The 629-nt window shown below is 56.0% G+C and carries 1 protein-coding gene; it reads left to right on the top strand.

Features of this window, described 5'->3' with window-relative positions; translation table 11 throughout:
* A partial coding sequence (locus HCN83_RS17985) for a group II intron maturase-specific domain-containing protein (RefSeq protein ID WP_281351792.1) occupies nt 1–561 on the top strand: 561 nt, incomplete at its 5' end.
* Nucleotides 562–629: the final 68 nt, after the last annotated feature.

Genomic DNA, 629 nt, shown 5'->3' with positions numbered 1-629 from the left:
ATTACCGCGTTTCTCGAAAACGACTTGTCGCTTACGGTGAACCGGGACAAGAGTGCTGTGGGGCGACCAACCACCCGCGCATTTCTCGGATTCTCCCTGCAGGCACTGCCGAAGGGGAAAACGGGGATCCGTCCTCACCGGAAAGCGAAAGAGAAACTGAAACAAAAGGTACGGAAGCTCCTGTCTCGAAAACGCCCCGGCGCCATCCGCGAGATCATTCAGGAATGCAATGACATGGTGCGAGGATGGATCGCGTATTATGGCATCGCGAGGATGAAGAACGCGATCATCGCGATCAGCCAATGGATCCGAAGGCGGCTCCGGCAGCTGATCTGGAAGCGGTGGAAAACGGTACGAACCCGGTATCGGAGCCTCATGAAACTAAAGATCCCGAAAGGGACAGCATGGCAATGGGCGAACACCCGGAAGGGATATTGGCGCATTGCCGGCTCCTATGTCCTGCATCGGGCCATCTCAAAAGAAGCCCTGCAGCAAGCAGGACTTCTTCCGATCGAATCGTTTTACCGCAAGATGCATGACGCGCATCACTCAACTTATTGAACCGCCGTGTACGGACCCGTACGCACGGTGGTGTGAGAGGACGGAGGGATAATCCCTCCTCCTACTCG

The organism is Alkalicoccus luteus (genome assembly GCF_012034335.1).
GTDB lineage: Bacteria > Bacillota > Bacilli > Bacillales > Salisediminibacteriaceae > Alkalicoccus > Alkalicoccus luteus_A.
Note: the sequence above shows the minus strand (reverse complement) of the source record. Positions and strands in the feature narration are given on the sequence as shown.